Annotated in this window: 15 protein-coding genes and 3 pseudogenes; 10 read left to right on the top strand and 8 right to left on the bottom strand. The window is 67.9% G+C overall.

Translation table 11 applies throughout. The annotated features are described in order from the left end of the window. Positions 1-92 precede the first annotated feature (92 nt). From AB0B58_RS23540 to AB0B58_RS23530, 3 genes are read left to right on the top strand one after another with little or no spacing between them, the layout of a single operon-like run. Entirely contained in the window at positions 93-1595 is a 1503-nt protein-coding gene (locus AB0B58_RS23540) for an aldehyde dehydrogenase (NADP(+)) (RefSeq protein WP_360227215.1), read from the top strand. Beyond that, positions 1592-2992, top strand: coding sequence for an FAD-linked oxidase C-terminal domain-containing protein (locus AB0B58_RS23535; RefSeq protein ID WP_360227212.1), 1401 nt, complete (start codon positions 1592-1594; stop codon positions 2990-2992). Before AB0B58_RS23540 ends, AB0B58_RS23535 begins: the two co-directional genes overlap by 4 nt. Next, complete coding sequence (locus AB0B58_RS23530) at positions 2989-4047, top strand: (Fe-S)-binding protein (RefSeq protein ID WP_360227209.1); 1059 nt, start codon at positions 2989-2991, stop codon at positions 4045-4047. Before AB0B58_RS23535 ends, AB0B58_RS23530 begins: the two co-directional genes overlap by 4 nt. 18 nt (positions 4048-4065) lie before the next feature. Here AB0B58_RS23530 and AB0B58_RS23525 read toward each other — a convergent pair whose 3' ends face one another. The 4 genes from AB0B58_RS23525 to AB0B58_RS23510 form a co-directional block, all read right to left on the bottom strand. After that, a complete protein-coding gene (locus AB0B58_RS23525) occupies positions 4066-4578 on the bottom strand; it encodes a helix-turn-helix transcriptional regulator (protein ID WP_360227345.1) in 513 nt (170 codons plus the stop codon). A 187-nt stretch (positions 4579-4765) separates the two neighbouring features. Further along, on the bottom strand, positions 4766-5806 hold the full coding sequence (locus AB0B58_RS23520) for an IS630 family transposase (RefSeq protein ID WP_360227206.1): 1041 nt from the start codon (positions 5804-5806) through the stop codon (positions 4766-4768). A gap of 176 nt (positions 5807-5982) precedes the next feature. Then, positions 5983-6135 carry a hypothetical protein gene (locus AB0B58_RS23515; protein ID WP_360227203.1) on the bottom strand — a complete coding sequence of 51 codons (153 nt, stop codon included), beginning with the start codon at positions 6133-6135 and terminating at the stop codon, positions 5983-5985. A gap of 171 nt (positions 6136-6306) precedes the next feature. After that, positions 6307-7209, bottom strand: a complete 903-nt coding sequence (locus AB0B58_RS23510; RefSeq protein ID WP_360227200.1) for a helix-turn-helix domain-containing protein — start codon at positions 7207-7209, stop codon at positions 6307-6309. A 30-nt stretch (positions 7210-7239) separates the two neighbouring features. On the opposite strand from AB0B58_RS23510, the gene AB0B58_RS23505 reads away from it, so the two are divergent. Both AB0B58_RS23505 and AB0B58_RS23500 read left to right on the top strand, forming a co-directional pair. Beyond that, on the top strand, positions 7240-8133 hold the full coding sequence (locus AB0B58_RS23505; protein ID WP_360227197.1) for a phytanoyl-CoA dioxygenase family protein: 894 nt from the start codon (positions 7240-7242) through the stop codon (positions 8131-8133). Between the two features lie 638 nt (positions 8134-8771). Further along, positions 8772-9518: a phytanoyl-CoA dioxygenase family protein gene (locus AB0B58_RS23500; protein ID WP_360227194.1), complete on the top strand. Its 747-nt coding sequence runs from the start codon at positions 8772-8774 to the stop codon at positions 9516-9518. Positions 9519-9873: 355 nt separating this feature from the next. Here the strand turns inward: AB0B58_RS23500 and AB0B58_RS23495 are convergent, their stop codons facing one another. Then, positions 9874-10788 (bottom strand): AraC family transcriptional regulator, encoded by a 915-nt coding sequence (locus AB0B58_RS23495; protein ID WP_360227191.1) that lies wholly within the window; start codon positions 10786-10788, stop codon positions 9874-9876. Between the two features lie 1225 nt (positions 10789-12013). On the opposite strand from AB0B58_RS23495, the gene AB0B58_RS23490 reads away from it, so the two are divergent. The 5 genes from AB0B58_RS23490 (at position 12014) to AB0B58_RS23470 (ending at position 18709) form a co-directional block, all read left to right on the top strand. Beyond that, positions 12014-14230: an endo-1,4-beta-xylanase gene (locus AB0B58_RS23490; RefSeq protein WP_360227188.1), complete on the top strand. Its 2217-nt coding sequence runs from the start codon at positions 12014-12016 to the stop codon at positions 14228-14230. Positions 14231-14456: 226 nt separating this feature from the next. Continuing rightward, entirely contained in the window at positions 14457-14858 is a 402-nt protein-coding gene (locus tag AB0B58_RS23485; protein WP_360227185.1) for a hypothetical protein, read from the top strand. 853 nt (positions 14859-15711) lie between these two features. Next, positions 15712-17313: a GGDEF domain-containing protein gene (locus tag AB0B58_RS23480; RefSeq protein WP_360227182.1), complete on the top strand. Its 1602-nt coding sequence runs from the start codon at positions 15712-15714 to the stop codon at positions 17311-17313. A gap of 260 nt (positions 17314-17573) precedes the next feature. After that, the gene (locus AB0B58_RS23475; protein ID WP_360227179.1) at positions 17574-17891 is read left to right on the top strand and encodes a helix-turn-helix transcriptional regulator; all 318 of its coding nucleotides are present in this window, start codon (positions 17574-17576) and stop codon (positions 17889-17891) included. Then, a complete protein-coding gene (locus AB0B58_RS23470; protein WP_360227176.1) occupies positions 17885-18709 on the top strand; it encodes a hypothetical protein in 825 nt (274 codons plus the stop codon). The genes AB0B58_RS23475 and AB0B58_RS23470 overlap by 7 nt, the downstream gene beginning before the upstream one ends. A 50-nt stretch (positions 18710-18759) precedes the next feature. On the opposite strand, the pseudogene AB0B58_RS23465 reads toward AB0B58_RS23470, so the two are convergent. From AB0B58_RS23465 to AB0B58_RS23455, 3 pseudogenes are all read right to left on the bottom strand, one after another. Further along, a pseudogene (locus AB0B58_RS23465) lies at positions 18760-18969 on the bottom strand (IS30 family transposase); the annotation flags it as partial. Positions 18970-19023: 54 nt separating this feature from the next. Next, a pseudogene (locus AB0B58_RS23460) lies at positions 19024-19404 on the bottom strand (IS3 family transposase); the annotation flags it as partial. A gap of 181 nt (positions 19405-19585) precedes the next feature. Continuing rightward, positions 19586-19753, bottom strand: a pseudogene (locus AB0B58_RS23455) (helix-turn-helix domain-containing protein); the annotation flags it as partial. Between the last annotated feature and the right edge of the window lie 292 nt (positions 19754-20045).

The following is a 20045-nucleotide window of genomic DNA, read 5'->3' as shown; positions in this document are numbered from 1 at the left end:
CAAGATGCCAGTGCGCAAGATGTTTCCGGAAAGTTTCCCGGCGACCCCCTGGTTTCCCCTCTCCCTCGCACTTCCCCCATCGGAAGGCAGCCATGTCTCACATTCCTGTGCCCCCGCCGAACACCGCCGCCGAGGTCGACGAGCGGTGCCGCACCGCCGGCCGGGCCGCCCCCGCCCTGGCGGCGCTTCCCCCGGCCGACCGGGCCGCTCTGCTCGACCGGCTCGCCGACACCCTGCGGTCCCACGAGCAGGAGATCGTCACGCTGGCCGACACCGAGACCTCGCTGGGCCGCGCCCGGCTCACCGGCGAGCTGCACCGCACCGCCGGGCAGCTGGAGCTCTTCGCAGGCGCCCTGCGCGACGGCGGGGTCCTCGATGTCATCATCGACGCCCCTGATCCGGCAGCCCAGCCTGCGCCCCGGCCCGGCCTGCGGCGCTGGCTGGTGCCGATCGGCCCGGTGGCGGTGTTCTCCGCGTCGAACTTCCCGCTGGCCTTCTCCGTGCTCGGCGGTGATACCGCCAGCGCCCTGGCCGCCGGTTGCCCCGTCGTGGTCAAGGCCCACTCCGGGCACCCGCGTCTGTCCGACCTGGTCGCCGGCCTCGCCACCGAGGTCCTGCCGTCGGGTGTGCTCGCCGTCGTCCACGGCCGGGAAGCGGGAATCCGGCTGGTCGGCCACCCGGACATCGCCGCGGTGGGCTTCACCGGTTCCGTGGCCGGCGGCCGGGCCCTGTTCGACCTCGCCGCGGCCCGGCCCGACCCGATCCCCTTCTACGGCGAGCTCGGCTCGGTCAACCCGGTGGTTGTGACGCCGGCCGCGTCCGCCGCCCGGGCCGGCGAGCTGATCTCCGGCTTCGTCAACTCGTTCACCCTGGGCAACGGCCAGTTCTGCACCAAGCCGGGACTGTTGTTCCTGCCGCGCGGGCACGGCTGGGAGGACCGCCTCGCCACGGCGGTCGCCGCGGTGCCGGCCGCGCCCATGCTCGGGCCCTGGATCTGTGCTGGTTTCGCCGAGGCGCGAGACCGGCTGGCCGCGACCGCGGGCGTACGGCTGCTGGCCGGCGACACCAAACCACGATCCGGTGACGACCCGACCCTGACCGGCCCCGCCCTGTTCGCCACGAGCGCCGCCGACTTCGCCGGGAACCCGGCCATGGCCGACGAGGCGTTCGGGCCCGCCGCCCTCGTCGTCGAGTACGCCTCCGAGCAGGAACTCAAGCGAGTGCTGGCCACGCTGCCGGGCAGCCTGACCGCGACCCTGCACGCCGACGCGGCGGCCGAGAAGGCTCTGGCCTGTCGGCTGCTCACCCTGCTCAGCGGCAAGGCGGGCCGGGTCGTCTGGGGCGGCTGGCCGACCGGGGTCGCGGTCGCCTGGGCCACCCAGCACGGCGGGCCGTGGCCGGCGGCGACCCCGTCCACCCACACCGGCGTCGGCGTGACCGCGATGCGCCGCTTCCAGCGGCCGGTCTCGTTCCAAGGGCTGCCCGACGAGCTGCTACCCGAGGCGCTGCGTGACGCGAACCCGTGGCACCTGGCGCGACGGGTCGACGGCGTGCCGGCCCGGCCCGAGCCGGCGACCGCGGCCGGACCCCGATGACCGCGCGAACCGCCGGGGTTGTCGACGCGCAGATGGTCGACCGGCTGCGGGACGCCGTCGGTGCGCGGTGGGTGCGCACGGATGCGGCCACCCGCCGGGCCTACGCCCGCGACGCCACTCCCCTGTTCGACGCGGAACCGGACGTGGTGGTGCAGCCGGCGACGACCGCCCAGGTGGCGGCCGTGGTGAAGATCGCGGCGGCGCACGGGGTCCCGGTGGTCCCCCGCGGCGCCGGCACCAACCTGTGCGCCGCGACCGTGGCCACCCAGGGCGGCATCATCCTGTCGGCGACCCGGATGGACCGCCTGCTGGAGGTAAACGCGGCCGAACAGCTCGCCGTGGCCCAGCCCGGCGTGACCACCACGGCGCTGGCCGCGGCCGCGGCCACGGTCGGGCTGCTCTATCCGCCCGATCCCGGCAGCCGCGCCGTCTCCACGATCGGCGGCAACGTCGCCACCTGCGCGGGTGGGCTGCGCGGCCTCAAGTACGGGGTGACGCGCAACTACGTGCTGGGCACCGAAGCGGTCCTCGGCACCGGCGAGGTCATCCGCACCGGCGGGCGACTGGTCAAGGACGTGGCCGGCTACGACCTCACCCGCCTGCTGGTCGGCAGCGAGGGCACTCTGGCGGTGCTCACCGAGATCACCGTGGCGCTGGTCCCGGCACCACCGGTCTCCGGCTACGGCGTGGCCTACTTCGACTCCCTGGCCGATGCCGGCCGGGCCGTCGCGGCGATCGTCGAAGCCGGCCTGGTTCCCGCGACCCTCGAGTTCCTCGACGCCACCTGCATCGACGCGGTGGAGTCGCACGCGGGGCTCGGGCTGGACCGCGGCGCCGGGGCCCTGCTGCTCTTCGGCGACGACGGCGCGCAGGAGCAGGTCGGTGCCGCGCTGGCCACCATGGTCACCGCGTGCCGGGACACCGGCGCCCGGACCGTCACCACCGCACCCGATGTGGCCACCGCCGAGGATCTGCTGGCCGCCCGGCGCTGCACCCTTCCCGCGCTCGCCCGACTCGGGAGCCTGACCGTGCTCGAGGACGTCAGCGTGCCCCGCCCCCGGATGGCCGAAGCGGTCGCCCGCATCGGTGACATCGCCCGCGCCACCGGCGTCCGCGTCGGGGTGTTCGGGCACGCCGGCGACGGCAATCTGCACCCGACCGCGGTCGCCGACGCGCAGGACCCGGCCCAGGTCGCCGCCGTGCACCACACGTTCGAGCAGATCTTCCAGCTGGCCCTGGACCTGGGCGGCACGATCACCGGCGAGCACGGCGTCGGCGTGGCCAAGCTCAAGTGGCTGCCACGCCGGCTGGACCCCGCACAGCTGGCCCTGATGCGCCGACTCAAGACCGCCTTCGACCCGGCCGGCATCCTCAACCCCGGAAAGCTGGGCTCATGAACGTCTTCGATCCCGAGGCGCTCTCCCGCTGCATGTCCTGCGGCTTCTGCCTGCCCGCCTGCCCCACGTACGCCCTGACCGGCGACGAGGCATCCTCTCCGCGCGGCCGCATCACCCTCATGCGGGGCATCGAGGATGGCACGGTTCCACTGGCCGATCCCTCCGTACGGGAGCAGGCGTCGATGTGCCTGGGCTGCCGGGCCTGCGAGCCGGTCTGCCCGGCCGACGTCCCCTACGGCCTGCTGCTGGAACAGTGGCGCGACGCCGCCTGGCGGGGCCGCCGCACCCCGTGGCTGGTCCGTCCACTGCTGGCCCTGACCCGCCACGACCTGCTGCTGCGGGTTCTTGGCCGGTTGCGCCGGCACGCCCGGCCCGGTCCGCGCAGGCACCCGGGACCGCACCTGATGCTGGGCTGTGTGGAGCGCGTGCTCTTCCCCGGGGTGAGCCGGGCGGCGCAGGCGATCGACCCGGAGCTGCAGCCCGGCCGCGGCCCCGGCTGCTGCGGCGCCCTGCACGCGCACAACGGGCGCCTCGGGGAGGGCGAGGCGATGGGCCGGGCTCTCGGTGGCCGCCTCCCGGGCACCATAGTCACCACCAGCGGCGGGTGCGCCGCCCACCTGGCCGCCGTCCTGGGCCGCGACCGCGTGGCCGAGCTCAGCGAATGGATCGTCCGGCGCGGCTTGCTGCCCCGGGCGCGGGCAGGCGCCCGGCCACGGGTCGCCATCCAGGACTCCTGTCACCTGCGTAACGGTCTCGGGGTGGCCGCCACCATCCGCACCGCCGTCGGCACGGTGGCCGAGATCGTGGAACTGCCGTCCGCCCAGGACTGCTGCGGCGCGGCCGGCACCTACTCGTTGTTGCGACGCCGGGATTCCGCCCGGGTCGTCGCGCCGAAGATCCAGGAGATCGCGCGGGCGAAGGTCGACCTGGTGGTGACCGTCAATCCCGGATGCCAACGGCAGCTGCGCACCGCCGTACGGAAGGCCGGTCTGCGGGTGCGCGTCGTTCATCTGGCCGAGTTGATCGGGGGAGCACTGGGAACCCCGTCTCGCTGAACGACCGGGTGTGCTCGCTCAGGCCGGATCGTCGGCGAGCACCGACTCCAAGCAGGCACCGACCGGCACCATGGCGGCGATCGTGTCCGCGGCCGCGACGAGAGGCACTTCCTCCCGGCCGGCGAGCACACCGTTGCGGGACACCTCCACCACGACGACGAGCCTCAGTCCCGGCCTCAGCGCCGGCCTTGTCGGATCATGTGCATGGTGCCCGCACAGAGCCAGGTCGGTCAATTGCCGATACGCGGCATCGTCGAGTCGCAGGGCCTCGGCGATGCGTTGCAGGAAACTGGCGCTCGGAGCACTGACGGCTCCGGACTCGAGGTTGCGAACCGAGCGCACGCTCAGGCCGGAAGCCTCCGCGACCGTGTTCCTGAGTGAGGAGCCGCGCGCCGATGAGTGCGCAGCAGCGAGGACAGGGAGACGTCGTCCATGGCTCGCTACCCCCGCAGACGGGGGTCGGTCGTGCCCTTGGGGTTGGGATCCGGAACGGACACGGTCGCCGGTTGGGGACCTCGGCGTAGAGGCCAGCGCGCATCGCGGCCACGACCACCGAGACGAGCGCGACCGGGATCGCCGCGGTGACGGTGGTGACCAGAGTGCGACGGAGAGGCAATCTCATGATGACGGTTCCTCGTTCGATGTCGCTGGTGCGGCCGGCGCGGGGACCGCGTGGGCGGCCCCAGCGCCAGGCCGAGCTCGAATCGGCTGTCCACGTCTAAGCACCTGCCCAATGATCTTGTCCGTAACCCTCGGGGAGCCAGGGTGAGGTCCAGGGCGCGGCGGTGGTCAGGTTCTGTGCCGGGGTGCGGTGGTGGAAGAACGCATGGGCTTGCCGGATCCGGTCTGCCATGGTGGCGGGGGCGGTGTTCGCGAGGTGGTGTTTCAGCGTGGCCCACATGCGTTCGACGGGGTTGTCCTGGGGGCTGTATCTCGCGCCGGGGACCAGTTTGAGGCGTGGGTTGTCGGCCAGCCACCTGCGGGTGATGCCACTGTGGTGGGTGGTGCCGTTGTCGCAGATCACGGCGACGACCGGGGCGTCGGGATAGACGGCGAGGAGCTGTTCGAGGAAGTAGCAGAACACCACGGACACGTTGTAGACCGAGACGTGGTGGTGCCAGGCGCCGGTGAGCAGGTTGACCGCGCCGTGCAGGGTGCGACGCTGGTTGGTGCCTGGCGTGAGCACCTTGTGGCGCAGGTCGCGAGGCATCCAGCAGGCTCGGATCCGGGCGATCAGGTCGAGGTGGGTTTCGTCCTCGGCGAGCACGACCGAGCCGGTGGGCAGGGCGGCGACCTGGTCACGGATCTGTTGGCAGATGGTGTCGTGGTCGGGGTCGCCTTTGGCGATCAGTCGGGGCCGGCGCCAGACGGCCTGTTCCCGGATGCGCCGGTGCAGGGTTCGCAGACTCATGGCGGGCCGGCCCAGCCCCTGGTAGATCCGGGCGGTGGTCCAGGCCTTCGGCGTGGCCAGGAGCCGGCGGATCCGCTCACCGATGCCCGGGCTGCCGATCCGCGGGCGTCCGGAGCGGGGCCGGTCCGGGAGCCCGTCCAGGCCTTCGAGGCCGTGGCGGGCGATCCATCGTCGCACCGTTGCTGGGTCGTAGTGCAGCAGAACCGCGATCTCGGCAGCGGGCATACCGCTGGCGGAGAGCAGGATCATGACCGCACGGGTCGCGACCCGCCATTGCTGGTGCAGTGCGGTGACGAGCTGGTGGTACTGCTCGTCGGACACGTTGGCGTACACGTGTGCAGGACGCATACTGGTCGTCGGCCTCGTCGTCGGTTCGGGCGTTGTGTGAGAACTCCGATCCAGACCCCGACGAGGCCTTCTACGTGCGCACTTTGATCAATACGGGCGAGTTACGGACATAACTATCGACTACCTGCTTAGTCAGTCGATAAGGGACCGCAGCATGTTCGACACCGAACGCCGGCTCACCCGCAGTTCGAAGGCAGCGGTCGCGGCGGTATGACCAGGGTGATGGGCGCGCACTCGCGGGCGTCGAGCACGATCTTCGGCGTCGCACGCTTCTTCGGGATGTCGGCCCGGTCCCAGTGCCACTCAAACAGGGCGACCAAAGCAGCCACCACGGGCACCTGGGTCGCCACCTGATAGCCCCGCGATCATCGGGGCGACGGGAAAGAGGGCGACCTTGCGGCGATGATCAGCAATTTGACCGGCAGGCCAGGGGCGAGGCGCCCGGTGCTCGGCGTCCTCCGGCCCGATCCCGAGCACGCGCATCCGCGCAGGTTCCTTGTTCAGTGAGGCCGAGGGCGACGGTGTGCGCGTCGGAAGGCTCCCGGCGACTGCCCGCACCCGGCGGTGAAGCTGGCGTAGAGCCGACTGGTCGAACCGAAGCCTGACGCGTATGCCACCTCCGTCACGGTGTCATCGGTGGTGATGAGAAGTCGTTGCGCCTCGGCCACCCGGCATTGTTCGAGGTAGCGACCGATGGTGAGACCCGTGACTTTCCGGAATACCCGCATCGCATAACGCGGATGGAGATGAACGGCTACGGCGACGTCAGCTACGCCGATACGTTCGGCGTAGTGGCTGACGACAAAACGAGCCATCGTCGTTGCTTGATCGATCGCACTGTCGTCGCTCGGGCGCACCACCGGGGGCGGATCGAGTTCACGTCCGTGCATCAGCCGGCGGACGTAGGCCTCGATCTCCAGCATGGCGGCGTTGCGCAGTTCGTCATCAACGCCCGCCACCTCGGTGGACCACTGGGCGAACTGCGAGTTTGCGGCCGCCGGTCTGACCACCACGGGCCAGCCGCGTAGCGAGCGACCCAGCAACGCCTGGTCGAGTCCCCACGTTGACACCGTCGCCATCGGCAGAGTGAGCCATCGGACGTACGCGCCGGCTGCCGCCGTGACGAGCTGATGCGGGATGGCTCCCCAGAACAGCGTGGTCGTGCCCGGCCCCAGCTCGAGGTATCGCCCGCCGAAGAGGTACGTCATGGAGCCCTCGACAACGACGTTGATCTCGATGTCCTGATGGCGGTGCGCCCGGCTCATCGGTGCTGGTGCACCTTCCCAACAGGCCAGACCGAACTCTTGTTCCTGCGGTGCAAGCATCATGTGCACATCCGGGAGAATGAGGTAACTGGCGGCGACGACTCGCGGGAACTCCCGACCATACGCTCTGATCTCCACGATCCGTTCGAGTAGGCCGAGGGAGAGAGCATGTCATTTGGACTATCTAACGACGAAGTCCGCGCGTTCGACGAAAACGGATTCCTGGTACTGCGGGGACGCGTTCCCGGCTCTCTGGTCGGCCGGCTGCAGCAGGCTGCCGACCAGTGGATCAGTGCAGGGCGGACCGCGGCACAAAGCAGTCCGGGACACCCGGACTACAAGTTCGCTGATCGGCCGGCCGGACCATCGCTGTTCAGGGTCGACTACCTGCACAACAAGGGGAACAGCGCGTCGATCGAGCTCCTCGGCTCGCCGGCACTGCTGGGCATCGCTGAGAGCCTGGCCGGGCAGGCCTTCGTACCTACGTACGAGTCGCTGGTCTTCAAGGAGGAGGGCGCCGGCGCCGCGATAGCCTGGCATCAGGACGCCGTGCATCCCCGCAACCACCGGATCTTCAACATCGACATCTACCTCGATCGTTCCCTGCGGGACGAGGGCGCATTGCGAGTGGTGCCCGGGAGTCAACGCCATCACGCGGACATCTGCGCGCTCACTGCGGCGTACGGCTGGGACCTGCCCGGCGCCGTGGCAGTTGAGCTGGAGCCCGGCGACGTGCTCGTGCACGACGTCATGCTGGTCCACGGCTCCGCTCCCGTCACCGGCAACCGGCTCAGGCGCACTTTGTACTTCGAATTCCGGCCGGCCGAACAGATCCTCGACGAGGGTCCGTGGGATGCCGAGTGGGTGCAACGCCGGCTGCGTCTCATCCCGCTGGCCCTGTCCGAGTACGCCAGCCGCAATCCCGGAGAGCCAGGTTTTCGCTGGCAAGCACCCGAGAGCCTGCGCCCTGCATCCTTCGGAGATCCAGCCGTCGAGCTGCGTGTCGCTCACCAGACCCACACGCCGGGCTCGTACTGCAGCGCCGGTGACGTACCTACTTGAGCGATGACTCGGCGAGTCTCAATACCGGCGCATCGGCAACATCATTCATCGACCTGACCGGCTTCAAGCCGTCAACGACGAGCACGGGCACGTAGCCTGCGACGAAAGTGTCACGATGCCGGGGTACCGGGACAGGTCCGTCACCGGTCAACCGAGGCAAACCCGGCTCCAAGCACCACCTGATCTGCGACGGCTACAGCACCCCGACTTACGTGCTCACCTCCGGCGCGAACGTGCCCGACATCAGCCGCGCCCTCGACCTGCTCGACGGCTACCCACCGATCGCCGGGCCGCACGGCCGGCCCCAGCGTCGGTCCGCCACACCGCTGGTAGACAAGACAAGGGATAAAGCAGCGGAGCGTTTCGTCATGCCTGCCGCGAACGAGGCACCGAGCCGATCACCCCAAGACCCGGCCACCGCACGCCGTCCGAGTGCGGCCACTACAGCCGTCAGAATCAGCCCCGTCCCGCATCACTTCGAAACCAACCGGTAAGCAAGAAAGGCTCGGAAGTATAGGCACGCACCACGGCACACGGTACCGAAAATGTGAGCAACGCACTCCACGCTTGGCGGCCCTACGGTAATGGCAGGCTGCCAACTGCGGCAGCACGACCCAAAGCCTCGAAGGAGGACGACGATGGGAACTCTTGAATCCCAGCAAGTCGCCGAGTATCGCCGCGACGGATACCTGCTGCTCAACCGTCAGATATTTGCGTCCGATCGGCTTGCTTTCCTGCGGCAAATCTTCGCCGAGCACTTGGCAAAGCGTGGTCCTCAGCTGTCCGACGAGCTCGACACCCCCCATTGGCGCGACCCCCGGCTGTTCGAGTTCTTGCTGGCCCCTGAGGTGCTCGACATCGTTGAGCCGATTCTGGGTCCGGACATCCTGTTGTGGTCTAGCCACTTCATCTCAAAGGAGCCGTTCGTCGGCAGGGCGACCCCCTGGCACGAGGACTCTGCCTACTGGAACGGACGGTTGAGCCGGTACGATTCGATCGTCACGGTATGGCTGTCGCTCGACGGATCGGACCGGGAGAACGGCTGTATGCGGGTGATTCCGGGAACGCATGATCATGGCTTCTCCCGATACGAGCCGGTCGGCAACTCCGCCGCATTCACCTTTCCCACGGCCATTGCTGAAGTGGACGACGCTCGCGCCGTCGCCTTCGTCCTGCGTCCCGGTGAGGCGTCACTGCATGACGGGAGAATTGTTCACGGTGCTGGCCCGAACCAGTCGGCGCGTCGACGCACTGGCTACACCATGCGATACATCGCGGCTACTACCCATGTACTGCCGGAGGCTAATGAGGGATTCTTGCTCTGGCTTGCCCGCGGCCAGGACCGAGCCGGGAACAGCTACGCTGATAGACCCTCGTCAACATAGTCACGGTTACTGAGATGAACTCAACAAGGCCTGGATAGTGATTCGGGACGACACGGACCAATACGTTCTGTACCGGATGGTGCTGGATGCACGCGTGGAGCCATCGATAGACAGGTTCTTGCGACAGAATCAGTCTTCGAGAGGGCTCCACGTGATCGCCTATCCTGCCATGCTCGACGTCCCTAGGGAACTCGTGCAATACCTCGGCCGACTGCTCGCCGCCGAACGTCAGGCCCACGGCACCCAACCCGCGCGTTGATGGACCTGCTACTTCGCACCTTTCCCGGTCCGCCACAGGATCCCGCACGTCAGCGATCGATCATCTCGACCCGTAATGATAAGCATAGATCGTTCTTCAAAACTGGGAAGGGAGCAGCGATGCCGGCGCGCTACCGTCGGCACGGCGACGGCTGCGGTAGTCGGAAGGCGAACACCCGAATTCACGTCGGAAGATGCGGCAGAAATGCGCGGTATTAAGGTGGCCGCTGCGGGCGCGTACCACGCCAACCGGCAGATCGGTCTGCGCCAACAGAGCTGCAGCAAATCGCAGACGAAGGTGCCGGCGATATCCGGCGAAACGCTGACCGACCTCGCGATGAAAGCGGTCGCTGAGATATGCCGGCGATAGGTGGACCCTTTCGGCCAATTCAATGAGGCTCAAAGGGCCGGCGAACTCACGTTCCAGGATCGTCAGGGCCGCCCGGATGGGTGGACTCAACGGTACGACGGCAGGGACGAGTCCGATTTCCGTGACAGAGGTCTGCACCAAGGGCAGCTCCCTTGACGCGACTGCACCAACCCTGGCGGCGTCCACCATGATTCGCTGGAGGGTCGCGTGGGCCGCTACTTGCCAACCTGGGCACCATCCGGATACCTCGGAACCGAGCCGGTCCAGATCATTGCGGACAGTATCCATCACGTTCGCGTCGAGAACGACCGTTCGGCCCGAGGCCGGCCGTTCCGACAGCGTCTCAACTCCTATAACCACGTTGACGATGTCGAGTGTGGTGTCGGCGGCCGGCTGAAAGCCGTGCACGTCGAGCGGCGTTACGACGCCCAGCGAGCCGCGACTCACCAGTTCCTCTCGCCCGTTGCGGAAATGGACACCGCAGCCTCCGGTCACCAGAAACAACTCGTGGAAGTCGTGCCAGTGAGCCGCGTACGGCCGGTTCAGCCGCTGTACGCTGACCCCGATGGCCGTCGGAGCCACAACAAGTGAAGCAGTGGACAGCCGGGGAACCTGGGGTGCGCGTCGGTTGAGAAACGACATGGAGCCTCCACGTGTGGAAAGGACGGCCGGAGCCGATGCCGGTGGTCTGGGGCCACGACGCCGCGGTGAGACACTGGTCGGCCTCCAGTGCCGGTGGTGCGCCAGCCACACCAGGGGCGGTAACAGACGTGCGACGCCGGGCCGGTGGCCGTTCGGCGTTGCCCTTTGTGTGAAGGGCCGTCATGTCGCCGACGCACCGCAGAACCGGCCGCCGTGTGAGGGCGAACGAGTCCAGTGTCTCGAGGCTCCGAATTTCCAGTTCTACGTTTTCCCCCGGTAGCAGGGAACCAATGCGTCGTCCACGACCGCGTCGGTGTGTAGCCGGTCAACCAGCAGACACAGGTCGCTAACAGCGTCTCGGCGATGATCTTTACTCGACCGCTGGACCTGGTGAGGCAAAGCAGGATCCTCGTGTGCTGAACGAGACGCAAGGCGCCGGCCTGATCCGCGAAGGTGACCACGCGAACAGCCGTGGACGGAGCGTACGTTGATCCGGGCCGCCCATTCTCAGGTTGGCATCGGAGCGTTTATCAACACGACAATCAGTGGAAAGCAGGCGCTGCCGACACTGCGGTAAGGCCCAAGCGGAAGATATCTGTGCGTGACGCGTTGCTCGGCGGTCACCATGTCTTTCAACAGAACGCTCGCTGGGCGAAACCCCGGCGACGCTCAGCACTGCTAACAGACTGAGTTGCGCCAGGGAGTCAGCCGCGTCCATGTCGGCTCCCGTGAGCATGCGTTCATGTCGGTAGCAATCATATTTCCCTCCGTCAGGTTCCATCGCACAGAGTCCTCCGCCGTCCGGTGACTCATCAGCGGTAGATCGACAGCCTACGATTTAATGGCAGGTGCGTCTTCGCCCCGCGTCATCACTCTTTCTCGGATGCTCAGATGACGGTCCTTACGGACTTGCTCAATCCGGCTACGCCGTCACGGGTCGACAAACTCCGCTGCCGCTCTTGCCTTTAACGCATCCATGTGATTGCGTCGATGTCACGAGTTAATCTCCCGCCATCGTAAGGGCGACACCCGAAGGGGTCGACCCCGGTGCCTGCGAAGCTCACAAACAGCCAGGCCCGTTGTAAACCGGCCATCCCGGATTGCTGTGCCGCGCCGTGCTGGTCGACAGCTATTTGAAAGGACTGGTGACGGCGTGACGCCGATCCCCTCGACCTCTCCGGCCCTGCGACACCGCCCACGACTTCCCGGCCGACTTCGTTCGACTATGGTCGCCGCTGGCGCCGCCGTTCTCGTCACTCTGGCAGCGTTACCCGCGCTGGCCGCACCCCTTCACCTCATACCGCCGGAGGCGCCCAGTCTTCGCCAGATCGCCGACGCCCGCGGATTGAGGATCGGCGCTGCTGTCGATGCCGGGCCCGTGCTAGCCGGCGATCTTCCCTACCTCAACACGCTGACCAGCCAGTACAACCACATCACGACGTCCAACGCACTCAAGTGGGACCAACTGCGCCCGACCCGAAGCTCGTGGAATTTCAGCGACGCCGACCGGATCGTCGAGCTGGCTGAAGTCCACGGCATGACCGTCCAGGGCCACACCCTGGCCTGGCACATTCAGCAGGTGGGCTGGCTCAACGCCATCACCACCGAGGCTGAAGGGCGTGCGGTCCTCGAGGAGCACATCAAAACAGTTGTCGGACGGTACAGGGGCAGAATCAAGAGTTGGGACGTCGTCAATGAGGCGGTAGGCGACAATGGCAACCGCCGTTCGGCCGGCGAGTCGATCTGGGAGCGACTGATCGGCCCGGAGTACGTTGAGCTTGCCTTCCGCTGGGCTCACGAAGCTGATCCGGACGCTATTTTGCAGTACAACGATTACGGCGCGGAAGGAATGAGCGTCAAGGCCAACAGCGTCTACGCCCTTGTCCGTGACCTCAGAGCCAAGGGTGTGCCGGTGCACGCGGTGGGATGGCAGGTGCATGCGCCGTACGGCTGGCACGTTACCGATGCGAACTGGCGTAACGCTAACCGCCTGGCGGAGTTGGGCGTACGCCTGTCAATCACCGAGTTTGACTACGGTCTTCCCCTGCCGGTAACCACCGACAAGCTGGCCGATCAGGCCCGCGCCTACCGCGAGGTGGCCGAATTCTGTCGGGCACAGCCCGTATGCACCACGTTGACCACATGGGGATTCACCGACCGGCACTCATGGATTCCCAGCGATCGCCCTGATCACGACGCGGGCCTCCCCTTCGACCGCGACTACGGCGCGAAGCCTGCCTTCTATGCCTTGCGGGACACGTTGGCCGGCCCCGCTACTGCCGCCCCCGACGCCCCGCACATCCTCGACACCGTAGCCGCCGACGGCAAGGTCACGCTGAGTTGGCGAGGTCTGATGGGTGCCGATCGTTACACGATCCATTACGGCGTCTTGCCGGCGCAACTCAAACAGCGCATCACCGTCGGACGCGACACCACATACACGATCGCAGGCCTGACCGACCGCACGACTTACCACTTCAGTGTGTCAGCCGAGAATGCCCGCGGCCGCAGCCCGGCCTCAAACACCGCCAGATCGACGCCCATTGCGACTCGTGCAGGGCGGCCGATGTTGCGCAGCATCCGCGCCGACACTCAGGCACTGATGCTGCGCTGGGACCGCGCCCTGGGCGCCACCGGCTATGCCGTGGAATACGGCAGGTTGTCCGACGATAGCTTTCCCATACGCGTCGAGGTCGGGCAACTGACCAAGTACCGGCTTACCGGCCTGACCGACGGCACCACATATCGGGTGCGGGTGATCGCTTCCAACGGTAACGGCGACGGGAGGCCGTCCGATTCGCGCGCCGCTACGCCGACCCTGCCGCCCACTCCGGCGCTGCGTTCCTCCCCGGCCACGGCCTCGATCACCGTCGACGGAGTGCTCGACGAACGCGACTGGCGACTCCAAACCCCGATCGCCGAGGCTGTGTACGGTTCAACCGACGACACCGCCAAGGCTGGCTTCACGTGGGATGGCAGATACCTGTATGTGGGGGTACGGGTCACCGACGGCACGCTACGCAACGATTCCCACGACATTTACCAGGATGACAGTGTCGAAGTTTATATCGATGGCGACAACGACCGAGCACCGCGGTACAACTCCTTGAGAGACCGGCACTTCTTCAAGGGCTGGAATGACCCTATCTTGGCGGAGTCAACTCAGGCGACAGATGGCGTGCTTCACGCCTGGAGACCCTGCCCTGGCGGATACGCGGTGGAGTTGGCCGTGCCGTGGATGTCGATCGGGGTATCCCCGGGTCAGGGCACCTCCATCGGTATCGATGTTGCAGTCAATGACGATGATGACGGAGTAGCCCGCGAAGCTCAGATGGTCGCCTTCGGCACAGAGACGAATTGGCTCGATCTCTCCGCGGTCGGCCAACTGACACTCGTCGCAAGGTCTTCGGCGCGCGGACCCATGGTCGGTAGCCGTGGTTGAGCGGTCAGCGCCCACACGTCCGGCCTCGCGGTGACGTCCGGCGCGAGTAAGCATCCCGATTCCTCAGCGCCATGGATTGAATTCGTGGTACTGCCGGCCCGAACCCATCTGGTATGGGCGAACATCGAGCGGCTCTGCGGTAACAGCGCCAAGGCCCTGGGACACGCGCTGAGCGCGGTGGAGTTGCTCGATGCGACGGCCACCACGCACATGCGGATCTGGCATCGTGTCATCCTGGCCGAGAACGGCGACGTGCAAGCGGCGCGCGCGGTACCGCCAGGCCGAGGAACTGGCCCGAGAGCTGCATGAATGGGAGCGGCTCACCGCGATGCTGAACAACCGGGCCTACTCCGAATACATATCAGGAGAATATTCGACAGCCGGGCAGGTCGCGCGGCGGATGCAGGACCACGCCGCGGCACGTGGATTCGACCTCGACGCGAGCGCGCTGGACACGATCGGGGCGATCCTGATCGCCAACGGCGAGTACGTCAAGGCGGGGCAGGCGATGCACCTGTGCATCGCCCGCTGCAAGAGCACAGGGGCCAACGACGCCGACGAGATGGCCGAGTACCTGTTGACCCTCGCCCGAGCCAGCGTGGACTCGGCGCGACCGTCCGGGCCTTGATGAAGTCTGCATGCCGCCCACACGCATTGCACCGAGCGCAACCTGCGGGAGATTCTCGTCCGGGTATATCGGGAGAAGGCCGAGCTGCACGCCGCCCGTGGTAGGCATGCCGAGGCAATCGCCGCGGAAAAGACCTCATCGCCGCCCGGGAAACCCTGCCTTCCGCGCCTCGACATCGCATCCGCTCACTGCTGCACAGGGATGTTTCGGGCCCACCGAAGTCCACGCGGAAGCCGGGCCGCTGCCTGAGCCACCCCGTCACCGATGCCGGCCGGCCCCGAGTGATACCGGAACATGACCATCGCCGACGCGTCGATTCGCGCCACGGCTGAAAGCTGACGTCGGTACCGCCGTGCCGTCGGGTGATCCTCCCGCGCTGGTCACCGTCGGCCCGCCAGTCGCAGCACCCCAACGAGGCCTTAACCTAGGCTTTTGATCGAGGGATGGCGTTGTACGGGTCACCATCGCAGCGGCCGTCGCGCCTGTCGGCGCGAACCCCGGGGCGGGGTGGGCGGTCTCATGCTTGCTCCCCGCAAGGCGCAATGTCCTGGCCTTCGCTTGCAGTAGTGCCGCGTCGCGGATGTTGCGCGCCGCGTTGACGTCCGCGTTGCTGATGTGACCGCAGTGCCGGCAGGGAACACCGCTTTCGCGGTTGCTCTTCGCCGTGCCGGCCGAACGCAATGCCGGCGTCACGCTCGTCCCCGCCGCCTTCTGCAGGCCCGGCCGGCAGATCGTCAACCTCCAACGACTCACCCCACGATCCGTAATTAACAGGCGCTGCCAGCCGATCGGAGACGGTAGGAGTTGGTGGCCGACGACGTCGAGGCCAGCGACCTGGCGAGGGGGTATAGCAATGCTCGGTGGTGCGATGGGTGCCGAGGAGTTGTCGGCCGCGCTGCTGGAGCTGGAGGAGCGGGTCGTCGAGGACGCCGAGGCCGGCTACACCGCCGCGTCCCGCCTCGAACAGCAGGCCCTGGCGATGGGCGACGACGGACTGCTCATGCGCGCCCGGCTGTGCCGGATCACCTTCGGCGTGCGCATCGGCGATCTCACCGGTGCCGCCCGCAAGCTCGAGGAGATCCGCGCCTGGGGGCAACGACACGACGACAACCTGCTGCTTGCCCGCGCCCACCTGACCAGCTCGGTTATCGAGCGGATGGTCGGTGAAGCGGCCACGTCCCTGGAGCACGCGCTGAGCGCGGTGGAGCTGCTCGACGACAACGCCACGGCGTATACACAGATCAACCACCGGACCAAGCTGGCCGACGCGCTGGCGCTCACCGGCTCGATGGACGCGGCCCGGATGCGGTACCACCAGGCCGAGGAACTGGCCCGGCAGGAGCAGCAGTGGGAGCGGCTGATGATCCTGCTCAACAACTGGGCGTACGCCGAGCACGCGGCCGGCGATTTCCCGCGCGCGCAGCACATCGCGGCCCGGATGGTGGAGACGGCCGAGGCGCACGGCATTGAGCTGGACCCGTCGGCCTCGCACACGCTTGCCGACATCCACGTCGCGCTCGGCGAGTACCGCGACGCCGAACAGACGATGCTGGTGAGCATCGCCCGGCACGCGGGCGGACAGGTCGACGACGGCGACGACCTGGCCCACTTCCAGCTCACGCTGGCCCGCGCCCAGCGCGGCCTCGGCGCTATGGGCCGTGCCCAGGACACCCTCAACGCCTGCCGCGCGCTGTGCGAAGAGAGCGGATTGTACGGGTTGCTGGTCCAGGTACACGAGGAACAGGCCGAGCTGCATGCGGCGCAGGGCGACTTCGCTGCGGCGTTCACCGCGCACAAGGAGTTCACGGCCGCGCAGGAGCAGATGCGCTCGCAGGAACGAGACGTCAGGGTGCAGACCCGGCACGCGATCTTCGAGACCGCCGAAGCCCGGCAGGACGCGGAGCGCTTCCGCGAGCAGGCCCGCCGCGATCCCCTGACGGGCCTGCGTAACCGTCGCTATGTCGACGAGGAACTGTCCGCCCTGATCGCCGCGGACCCGGCGCTGAGCGTGGCACTGGCCGACATCGACCACTTCAAGCGGATCAACGACACGCTGTCACATGACACCGGAGACCAGGTCCTGGCACAGATGGCGACGCTGCTGGAGGACAGTGTGGCCGCCGCCGTCCCAGGCGGTTTCGTCGCCCGCCTCGGCGGGGAGGAGTTCCTGATGGTGCTGCCGGCCACCCCGGTCGCCACCGCGGTCGCCAAGCTCGACGCCATCCGGCAATCGGTCAGCGAGTATGCATGGCTGGGGATGCCCGGCGGCTGGCCCGTCACGGTCAGCATCGGTGTCGCGGCCGCCCGGGAAGGGTCACCGCCCAGTCAGTCCGCGGCGCTGGCCGCCGCCGACCGCAACCTCTACGCCGCCAAGGAGCAGGGCCGCAATCGCGTGATCGCCGGAACTCCCCCGGAGCGCCGCCCCCGTGCCTACCGCGATCGCGAATCCCGCTGAGCCGCATCGACCTGTTCGCCTGGATCCGAACTCCACCGCTGGGCGACGTCGTCATCCTTGCGGCCAGGGCGTCCAGACCCTCGCCGCCGGCTATCTCGCCAGCACGCTCGTTTTGCGGAAAGTGGCGGGTGGTGGCCGGGTCGCCGGGGCCGGCCGGCATGTCGGGGCTCAGTCGGCTGTGCTGAGGCGAGCGGGGTGCCCGTGCTCGGGCCACCCGGACCCTATGCAGAACTAGGAATAGCCCGGTACTGTTGCCCGCCATGAGCACCCTTCGCATGACGACGCCGCGCCTGCTGGCGCTGCGCGCCCTGCTCGAGGACCCAAAGCAGGAACGCTACGGGTTGGAGCTTGCCACCCAAGCCAGCCTCGAACCGGCCACCGTCTATCCGATCCTGGTCGCGTTCGAGACGGTCGGCTGGGTCAGCAGCCGCACAGAGGACATCGACGTACACGAGGTCGGACGCCCCCGACGCCGCTACTACCGGTTGACCGCAGCAGGTGTCACAGCGGCCCGCGACGCCATCGCGGCCCGCGAGCGACGCAGCGCCCCCGGACACTCCCGGCGGCTGGCATGGTGAGCCGCGAAGTGTCCACGGTGCCCGCCCTGCAAGGCGTCGAACGCGTCGTGGTAGCCGCCCTGTCCCGGCTGTTGCCGACCGGTTTCCGCGCGCGGCAGCGCGACGAATGGACCGCCGACCTGCTGGATCTGGCCGACGCACCCCCGGCGGCGCGGTGGCGCTACCTGTTCGCCGCCGCGTGGACGCTGCCCACGCTGCGCTCGTTCGCCCGGCGAGGAGCCGCCGCCGGCAGCGGAGGGCTACGCGACGCGGCGGTCACACCGGCCGGGCTACGGCTGACCGCCCAGATCGTGGTCGCCGCCGTCGGCGTGCCGATTTTCTGCCTCGCCGTGACGGGCCTACTGAACTGGGCCGGCTTCATGGGCTCCTGGCCCGACAGCCTGAAGTGGCCACTATGGTTCATCCTGGCGGTTCCCCCACTCGCCCTCTGGGGCGGCGGCGCCTGGCTCGTCGCCTGGCTGGGCCTACTGACGACGATCATGACCTCGCTACAGCGCAACGTGCCCATCCGGCAGCGACGGATCGCGCGGCGCGCCGGCTTGGCCACCTTCGTGGCCCTGAGCGGCACCATCATCCTCCAGCTCAACAACGGCGGCGGGTGGCTCGACCCGGTGATCGGCAGCCTGTCCGGCACGTTGGGGACAGCCGCGACGACGGGGCCGCTCGGCGTGGCCACCCTGATACTGGGAGTCCGGTCCCGGACACTCAGCCGACGCCTGCGCATCGCGCTCGTCGTGGCCGGCCTCCTCGCCCTGACTTCCCTCGTCCTGCACCACTTCCCGGTAGACGAAGTGATCTGGCAGCAGATAACCCTGTGAACCGGAGAAGATTCGTCGCGGGCACGGCACCACGAGGGCAAATCTTGAGTTCAACCAGTCGTTGCAACACCGGCCCGTTGGGTCGAGCGTAGTTGTTCCTCGAACACCTCGGCAGGTGTGCGCCATCCGAGGGTCTTGCGGGGGCGGTTGTTGAGTGCCAGGGCCACCGCTTCGAGGTCGTCGGCGGTCCACCTCGACAGGTCTGTGCCCTTCGGGAAGTACTGACGCAGCAGCCCGTTCGTGTTCTCGTTGGTAGGTCGACTCGCTGACTGGGAATCGATGGCCCAGCCGACGACCCGGCGGGAATAGGCGTCTATGACCACGCAGCAGTAGACCTTGCCCTCCCGGGTGGGGTGTTCGGTGATGTCGGTGACCCACAGCTGGTTCGGGCCGTCACGGCGAAAGTCGCGACGCACCAGATCAGTCACGGTCGGCAGGCGCTTGATGCGCAGCCCGCGGCGGGGCCTGGGCAGGCCGGTCAGTCCGGCTCGGCGCATGAGCAGACCAACCGTGTTGTGCCCCACGACGATGCCGTGACCGTGGACCAGCTCGGCGTGGACGCGCGGTGCGCCGTAGACAGCCCGTGACGCCTGGTGGATGGTGTCGCCGATTTGATCGGTCAGCCAGGCGTGACGGGTCTGCCGTGCCGACGGCGGTCGGGTCTTCCAGTCGTGGTAGCCCCGACCGGGAGACACCCAGAGCGTGGCAGGCCCGGCCGACTCGGACGCCGTCAGCGTGCAGTTCGGCGACGAGCCGGTAGCAGCCTTTTGGGGGCACCACCTCCTCCACGGCAGCGGCGGCCTTACGCAGGATCTTCAGTTCTTCTTCCAGGTCGCGGATCCGGCGCCTGGCCGCCGCGAGCTCTTCGCTCTCCGCCGCGGTGATGCCGGGCTTGAGGCCTCGATCGACCAGGTCCTGCTGCTTCCACCGGTACAAGCACGACTCGGCGATCTGCAAGACGGCCGCGACGTCGCGGACCGTGCGACCGGACGCAAGCAGATCCAACGCCTTCCGGCGGAACTGAGGCGGACACGGCTTGGGCATGAGTGATCCTCTCGTTCAATGAGGATCACTCATGCCCAACACGCCGGTCCGGGAGTCCGGGGCATGATCACCACGCTGCCGGGCACGTCCGGTCCACACCCAAAGCCCACCCAAAGATGGATCCCTATGCTGCCGGGCTGTGGACACTCCACAAGCAGCGAGAATGAGGATGTGATCATGCGGCAAACAGTGACCGCATTGACCCGGTTCGCCCTCGCCTCGGCCGCGTCCGGGGCGGGCGCTCTGCTCGCGGCCGCGCCTGCGCAGGCGGGCCCGGAGGCGCCGCGGGGCG

This window comes from Actinoplanes sp. NPDC049118, assembly GCF_040648555.1.
In the GTDB taxonomy this organism is placed as follows: Bacteria; Actinomycetota; Actinomycetes; order Mycobacteriales; family Micromonosporaceae; genus Actinoplanes.
This window is presented reverse-complemented; position numbering and strand designations above follow the sequence as displayed.

Coding starts and splice junctions, on each gene's coding strand:
- AB0B58_RS23530 (WP_360227209.1), top strand. CDS start 2,989: ATGAACGTCTTCGATCCCGAGGCGCTCTCCCGCTGCATGTCCTGCGGC.
- AB0B58_RS23540 (WP_360227215.1), top strand. CDS start 93: ATGTCTCACATTCCTGTGCCCCCGCCGAACACCGCCGCCGAGGTCGAC.
- AB0B58_RS23490 (WP_360227188.1), top strand. CDS start 12,014: ATGGTCGCCGCTGGCGCCGCCGTTCTCGTCACTCTGGCAGCGTTACCC.
- AB0B58_RS23475 (WP_360227179.1), top strand. CDS start 17,574: ATGAGCACCCTTCGCATGACGACGCCGCGCCTGCTGGCGCTGCGCGCC.
- AB0B58_RS23500 (WP_360227194.1), top strand. CDS start 8,772: ATGGGAACTCTTGAATCCCAGCAAGTCGCCGAGTATCGCCGCGACGGA.
- AB0B58_RS23470 (WP_360227176.1), top strand. CDS start 17,885: ATGGTGAGCCGCGAAGTGTCCACGGTGCCCGCCCTGCAAGGCGTCGAA.
- AB0B58_RS23495 (WP_360227191.1), bottom strand. CDS start 10,788: ATGTCGTTTCTCAACCGACGCGCACCCCAGGTTCCCCGGCTGTCCACT.
- AB0B58_RS23520 (WP_360227206.1), bottom strand. CDS start 5,806: ATGCGTCCTGCACACGTGTACGCCAACGTGTCCGACGAGCAGTACCAC.
- AB0B58_RS23480 (WP_360227182.1), top strand. CDS start 15,712: ATGCTCGGTGGTGCGATGGGTGCCGAGGAGTTGTCGGCCGCGCTGCTG.
- AB0B58_RS23505 (WP_360227197.1), top strand. CDS start 7,240: ATGTCATTTGGACTATCTAACGACGAAGTCCGCGCGTTCGACGAAAAC.
- AB0B58_RS23535 (WP_360227212.1), top strand. CDS start 1,592: ATGACCGCGCGAACCGCCGGGGTTGTCGACGCGCAGATGGTCGACCGG.